Here is a 7150-nt window from a genome sequence, read left to right on the forward strand (position 1 = left end):
AGATCGCCCAGGTCACCGACGCCAAGGGCCTGACCCGGACGGTCTGGACGCCGGTCGAAACCGTGCAGGCGGTTGCCTACGACACCCCGATCGTCGGCTGGCGCGGCGAGCACGTCAACGCGCTACGGCTGTGGTCGGCGCGCGCGCCCGATCCGATGCTGATCGATGTGTTCAACACCGGCGACTATCTCGGCGCCACCGCGCACGAGGCCCGCGCCGAGGCAATCTGCAAATTCCTCTACCCCAACGACGAAAGCGCCGCCGGCCGCGAATTGCGGCTGCGCCAGGAGTATTTCTTCGTCTCGGCCTCGCTGCAGGACCTGATCAAGCGGCATCTGGATTCCGACGGCCAGATTCGCAACCTCGCCAAGAAGGCCGCGATCCAGCTCAACGACACGCATCCGAGCTTGGCGGTCGCCGAACTGATGCGGCTGCTGGTCGACGTGCATTTTCTCCGCTGGGACGACGCCTGGGATATCACCCGGGCGACGCTGAGCTACACCAACCACACGCTGCTGCCCGAGGCGCTGGAGACTTGGCCGCTCGACCTGTTCCAGCGCACGCTGCCGCGGCACCTCGACATCATCTACCGCATCAACGAGGCGCATCTGGCGCTCGCCGAGCAGCGCTGCCCCGGCGATATCGAATTCCGCGCCTCGGTGTCGCTGATCGACGAGAAGGCCGGCCGCCGCGTCCGCATGGGCCACCTCGCCTTCATCGGATCTCACCGCATCAACGGCGTGTCGGCGATGCATTCCGACCTGATGAAAGAGACCGTGTTTCACGATCTCAATCATCTCTACCCGGACCGCATCACCAACAAGACCAACGGCATCACCTTCCGGCGCTGGCTGACGCTGGCCAATCCGGGGCTGACCGATCTGGTGCGCGTCACCTGCGGCGACGAAGTGCTCGACGATCCCACCCGGCTGGAGCGGCTCGAAGCCTTCGCGGGCGATGCCGCATTCCAGCAGCAGTTCCGCACCGTCAAGCATCGCAACAAGATCGCGCTGGCGCGGTTGATCAACGAGCGCAACGGCGTCCGGGTCGATCCGGGCGCGCTTTTCGACGTGCAGATCAAGCGCATCCATGAATACAAACGCCAGTTGCTCAATGTGCTCGAGACCGTGGCGCTGTATCACGCCATCAAGGACAATCCCGGCGCCGACTGGGTGCCGCGCGTCAAGATCTTCGCCGGCAAGGCGGCGGCGAGCTATCGCTACGCCAAGCTGATCATCAAGCTGATCAACGACGTCGCCGAGCTGGTCAACAACGACGCCGCGATCGGCGACAAGCTCAAGGTCGTATTCCTCGCCGACTATAATGTCAGCCTCGCCGAAGTGATCATTCCGGCCGCCGACCTGTCGGAGCAGATCTCGACCGCCGGCATGGAAGCGTCGGGCACCGGCAACATGAAGCTGGCGCTGAACGGCGCGCTGACGATCGGCACGCTGGACGGCGCCAATATCGAGATCCGCGATCACGTCGGGCCGGAGAACATCGCGATCTTCGGCATGGAAGCGCTCGAAGTGGTGGCGCGCCGCTCGCAGGGCCTCGACGCCACCGATGTGATCCGGCGCTCGCCGCTGCTCGACCGCGCCATCCGGTCGATCGACTCCGGCGTATTCTCGCCGGACGATCCGGCTCGCTTCGCCTCGGTGGCGCACGCGCTGCGGCACCTCGACCACTACATGGTCAGCGCCGATTTCGACAGCTATTACGACGCTCAGCGCGGCATCGATGCGCGCTGGCGCGCCGGCTCGGCCTGGACCCGCGCCGGCATCCTCAACGTCGCCCGCATGGCGTGGTTCTCGTCCGATCGCACCATCCGCGAATACGCCGAGGACATCTGGGACGTCCCCACCCGCCCCGCGACGCAGCCGTCCCCGGCCCGGCAGGCGAAGGGCTGAGAGCTGCGAGGTAGTTCCAAGCTTCGCCGCGAGGACAGCGCAACCTCTCCCGCTTGCGGGAGAGGTCGACGCGCGCAGCGCGGCGGGTGAGGGCACTCCGCTCCGCGAATAGTTGACTCAGTGCTCGGGGCGCCCTCACCCCAGCCCTCTCCCGCAGGCGGGAGAGGGAGCGCGCTGCGGCTCGGGGCGGCTCATTGCGCTAGCCGATCAGCGGCCTCTACACCGTCTATGGCGGAGCCCTTCACATGACGCCCGACAGCCATTGCGCGACGCCGCCGCGCGGGGCAGATTGTGCGGCGCAAAGAAGAACAACAACACAGGGAGCCATCATGGACGCCAGGGTCGAGGACAGCATTCATCCGTTCGACGCCGCAACGCGCGTGGACCATCGCGACAGCCGCTGGCAGGGCGCCACCAGCGACGACTACCACGCCTTCGTCGGCCAATTCGGCGGCGCCACCGCCGCGACGTTGTTGCGCGCGCTGATGGCGCAGTCCGAGCGGCTCGGCGATCCGCTGGCCTTCACGGTGAATTTCTGCGCGCCGATCGCACCGGGCAGCTTCGATCTGACGCCGCGGCTGATCAAGGCGACGCGCTCCACGCAGCATTGGGGTATCGAACTGACGCAGACCGATGGTGACGTCGCGGTGTTCGCCACCGCAGTGTTCGCGCAGCGCCGCGAGACCTGGAGCCATCGTCCGACCGAGATGCCGCAAACGCCGAGCTACGAAGACGCGCCGGTGTATTCCCGCGCTGGCGTCGCGGCCTCGTGGGTGCGGCAGTTCGAGTTTCGGTTCGTGGAGAACGAGCCGAGCTTCGGCTCGGGTACGCAAGCCGGCCCGGCGAGTCCGCACACCAAGGCCTGGATCGGCCACAGCACGCCGCGCACCCTCGATCTGCTGTCGCTGTCGGCGATCGCCGACGCGTTCTTCGCGAGGATCTTCCATGTCCGCGGAGAATTGCTGCCGATCGGCACGGTGTCGATGACGACGTATTTCCACGTCGATGCCGCCGACCTCGCGGCCGAGCCGATCACCGCGGTGCTGGGCGTCGCCGACGCCAACGTGTTTCACAAGAGCTTCAGCGACCAGACCGGAGAACTGTGGTCGCCCAGCGGCAAGCTGCTGGCGACGACGCATCAGATCACCTATTTCAAGGCCTGATCGCGCCGCATAGCGACGACGTCGAATCGTCACGCGCCGCTGCTACGTGCTCGGTCAATTACACCCCGTCGCTCCAGCTTGAAAGGCGCCGCACATGACGCCCTCCAGCTCCATCCTTCCACCCGACCCTGCCCGCCGTGTCGCGCTGCTCGGCGTGCCGATCGAGATCGGCGCCGGCCTGCGCGGAACGCTGATGGGACCGGCCGCGCTGCGCACCGCCGGGATCGGCCGCGTGCTCGAGCAATTGCGCTTCACCGTCGAAGATCACGGCGACATGGCGCATCCGCCGGTGACGCGCAGCGACGATCCGGTGCCTGCCAACGCCAATTACTACGACGAGGTGCGCAGCTGGGTCGGTGCGATCTCGGCGCGCGCCTACGAGCTGGCGCGCTCCGGCGCCGTGCCGCTGTTCATGGGCGGCGATCACAGCCTGTCGATGGGCTCGATCAACGGCGTCGCGCGCTATTGGCAGCAGCAGGGCAAGCCGCTGTTCGTGCTGTGGTTCGATGCCCATGCCGACTACAACACGCCGGCCACGACGCTCACCGCCAACATGCACGGCATGTCGGCGGCGTTCCTGTGCGGCGAGCCGGGGCTCGATCATCTGCTCGGCGCCGAGCCGCGGGTCTCGATCCCGCCGAGCCGGCTCGACCTGTTCGGCATCCGCTCGATCGATCCGCTGGAGAAGGAGCTGGTGCGCGCCCGCGCCATTCCGGTCGTCGACATGCGGGCGATCGACGAGTTCGGCGTCGGCGTGCTGATCCGCCGCGTCATCGACCGCGTCAGTGCTGCCGGCGGCGTGCTGCATCTGTCGTTCGACGTCGACGTGCTCGATCCCTCGATTGCGCCCGGCGTCGGCACCACCGTGCCCGGCGGCACGACCTATCGCGAGGCGCATCTGGTGATGGAGCTGCTGCACGATTCCGGCCTGGTACGCTCCGTCGACATCGTCGAACTCAACCCCTTCCTGGACGAGCGCGGCCGCACCGCGCGGGTGGCCGTCGAGCTGATCGGCAGCCTGTTCGGCATGCAGATCAGCGACCGCGTGACGCCGAGTAATGCGGTGCTGCCGGAGGGGTGAGCGCCCTACCCGCGGTGGTCATTCCGGGGCGCTCGCCCTTGCGAGCGAACCCGGAATCTCGCAGTTGTGGAAACGACAGCGTCGCAGAGCTCCTCTGGATTCCGGGTTCGCGCAGCGTTGCTGCGCGCCCCGGAATGACCGCCGTGGGTCGGGCGTGTCTGGCGCATTGCGCCTGTTTCGGCTAAACGCGCCGCAGCATTTCCTGCCCGCGTGAGCCCATGATCCGTCTCGACAACATCTCCAAGCAGAACGGCCACCAGATCCTCTACATCGAGGCGTCCGCGACGCTGCTGCGTGGCGAGAAGATCGGCCTGGTCGGCCCCAACGGCTCCGGCAAAACGACCCTGTTCCGGATGATCAACGGCACCGAGACGCCGGACGAAGGCCAGGTCTCGGTCGATCGCGGCCTGACCATCGGCTACTTCAGCCAGGACGTCGGCGAGATGAGCGGCCGCAGCGCGGTGGCCGAAACCATGGTGGGCGCCGGCCCGGTCAGCGAGGTCGCGGCCGAGCTGAAGCGGCTCGAGGATGCCCTCGCCGATCCCGACAAGGCCGACGAAATGGAGCAGATCCTCGAGCGTTACGGTGAGGTCCAGCACCGCTTCGAGGAGCTCGACGGCTACGCGCTGGAAGGCCGTGCCCGCGAGGTGCTGGCCGGTCTCTCCTTTACGCAGGAAATGATGGACGGCGACGTCGGCAAGCTGTCGGGCGGCTGGAAGATGCGCGTCGCGCTGGCCCGCATCCTGTTGATGCGGCCCGACGTGATGCTGCTCGACGAACCGTCGAACCATCTCGACATCGAAAGCCTGATCTGGCTCGAACAGTTTTTGCGCGGCTTCGACGGCGCGCTGCTGATGACCTCGCACGACCGCGAGTTCATGAACCGCATCGTCAACAAAATCATCGAGATCGACGCCGGCACGCTGACCAGTTACTCGGGCAATTACGACTTCTACGCCCAGCAGCGAGCGCTCGCCGACAAGCAGCAGCAGGCGCAGTTCGAACGCCAGCAGGCGATGCTCGCCAAGGAAGTCGCCTTCATCGAGCGCTTCAAGGCGCGCGCATCGCATGCTGCGCAGGTGCAGAGCCGCGTCAAGAAGCTGGAGAAGATCGAGAAGGTCGAGCCGCCGCGGCGCCGCCAGACTATCGCGTTCGACTTCCTGCCGGCGCCACGCTCGGGCGAGGACGTCGTCAGTCTCAAGAGCGTGTCCAAACGTTACGGCAGCCGCACCATCTATGACGGGCTCGATTTCCAGATCCAGCGCCGCGAGCGCTGGTGCGTGATGGGCATCAACGGCGCCGGCAAATCGACGCTGCTCAAGCTGGTGACCGGCTCGACCCCGCCCGACGAGGGAAGCGTGGCGCTCGGCGGCAGCGTCAAGATGGGCTACTTCGCCCAGCATGCGATGGACCTGATCGACGGCGAGCTCACCGTGTTCGCGTCGCTGGAAGAATGGTTTCCGCAGGCGGGACAAGGCTCGCTGCGTGCGCTGGCCGGCTGCTTCGGCTTCTCCGGCGACGATGTCGAGAAAAAATGCCGGGTGCTCTCGGGCGGCGAAAAGGCGCGGCTGGTGATGGCCAAGATGCTGTACGACCCGCCCAACTTCCTGGTGCTCGACGAGCCGACCAACCATCTCGACATGGCCACCAAGGAAATGCTGATCAAGGCGCTCGCCGATTTCGAGGGCACCATGCTGTTCGTGTCCCACGACCGCCACTTCCTCGCCGCACTGTCGAACCGCGTGCTCGAACTGACCCCGGACGGCATCCACAAATACGGCGGTGGCTATACGGAGTACGTGGCGAGGACGGGCCACGAGGCGCCGGGGCTGCATAGTTAGTTGTGAGTGGAGTACTCCCGCTTGCGGGATTCTAACCTCTCCCGCTTGCGGGAGAGGTCGACGCGCGAAGCGCGGCGGGTGAGGGCCCTCCCCTCCACGAGTCGTTGAGTCAGCGGCTGGGGCGCCCTCACCCCAGCCCTCTCCCGCAAGCGGGAGAGGGAGCGCGCTGTGCTTGGGGTGGGCCATCTGCAACTTGGAGGACGTAGGCAACTCCCGGCCGGCTTCGGCATTGTTCCGGTTGCGTCACGACGACGCACGCGCGGATCAGGTCGGAAGGAAACAACCTTGTCGCTCAGCATCGCCGCCGACGAGCGGATCGCCACCACGCGCACGGTCCTCGCGGCGACCGTCGGCAACATGCTCGAGTTTTACGACTTCATCACCTACAGTTTCTTCGCCATCCAGATCGGCCACACCTTCTTTCCCACCCACACCGAATACGGCAGCCTGATGCTGTCGCTGGCGACGTTCGGCGCGGGCTTCATCACCCGGCCGATCGGCGGCTTCGTGCTCGGCATCTATTCGGACCGCGTCGGCCGCCGCCCGGCGATGCTGCTCAGCTTCGCCCTGATGGGCGCAGCGATCCTGGCGATCAGCTTGACGCCGTCCTATGCGCAGATCGGCCTCGCCGCGCCGGTCATCGTCATTCTGGCCCGGCTGGCGCAGGGATTTGCGCTCGGCGGCGAAGTCGGCCCGACCACCGCCTACCTGCTGGAAATCGCCCCCGCCGAGCGGCGCGCGCAGATCGTGGCGTGGCAGCCGACCAGTCAGCAAATCGCCGCGACATCCGGCGCGCTCGTCGGCTTCGCGTTGAGCAAGCTGCTGTCCCCCGCCGAGCTCGAAGCCTATGGCTGGCGCATCGCCTTCCTGATCGGCGCGGCCTGCCTGCCATTCGGGCTGTGGATGCGGCGGTCGTTGCCCGAAACGGTCTCGCGCGAGCATGCCGAGCAACCGAACCAGCCCGGTTACTTCACGCTGGCGCGGCGCCATGTGCGGCTAGTCGCGCTGGCGCTGGCCATCCTCGCCAGCGGCACGATCGCCACCTACGTCACCCAGTACATGACCACCTACGCGCAAAACACGCTGCACGTGACGCCGTCGCTGGCGTTCGCGGTGTCGATGGTCAGCAACGGGCTGCAGATCGCCGGCGCGCTG

Annotated in this window: 5 protein-coding genes; all 5 read left to right on the top strand. The window is 66.7% G+C overall.

Annotation, left to right across the window (positions count from 1 at the left end; translation table 11 throughout):
* A partial coding sequence (locus ACOJTD_RS13005; RefSeq protein WP_420133323.1) for a glycogen/starch/alpha-glucan phosphorylase occupies nt 1-1910 on the top strand: 1910 nt, incomplete at its 5' end.
* Nucleotides 1911-2239: 329 nt separating this feature from the next.
* Nucleotides 2240-3073, top strand: coding sequence for an acyl-CoA thioesterase (locus ACOJTD_RS13010; RefSeq protein WP_420133324.1), 834 nt, complete (start codon nt 2240-2242; stop codon nt 3071-3073).
* Between the two features lie 94 nt (nt 3074-3167).
* On the top strand, nt 3168-4154 hold the full coding sequence (gene rocF, locus ACOJTD_RS13015) for an arginase (protein ID WP_420133325.1): 987 nt from the start codon (nt 3168-3170) through the stop codon (nt 4152-4154).
* Between the two features lie 218 nt (nt 4155-4372).
* Entirely contained in the window at nt 4373-5995 is a 1623-nt protein-coding gene (locus ACOJTD_RS13020) for an ABC-F family ATP-binding cassette domain-containing protein (protein WP_420133326.1), read from the top strand.
* Nucleotides 5996-6352: 357 nt separating this feature from the next.
* The coding region (locus ACOJTD_RS13025) for an MFS transporter (protein WP_420133327.1) at nt 6353-7150 on the top strand (798 nt) is incomplete at its 3' end.

This window comes from Rhodopseudomonas sp. (assembly GCF_048594845.1).
In the GTDB taxonomy this organism is placed as follows: Bacteria; Pseudomonadota; Alphaproteobacteria; order Rhizobiales; family Xanthobacteraceae; genus Rhodopseudomonas.

What these genes read in the sequence shown, in the direction of transcription:
- ACOJTD_RS13020 (WP_420133326.1), top strand. Translation starts at nt 4,373, where the DNA reads ATGATCCGTCTCGACAACATCTCCAAGCAGAACGGCCACCAGATCCTC.
- ACOJTD_RS13010 (WP_420133324.1), top strand. Translation starts at nt 2,240, where the DNA reads ATGGACGCCAGGGTCGAGGACAGCATTCATCCGTTCGACGCCGCAACG.
- rocF (WP_420133325.1), top strand. Translation starts at nt 3,168, where the DNA reads ATGACGCCCTCCAGCTCCATCCTTCCACCCGACCCTGCCCGCCGTGTC.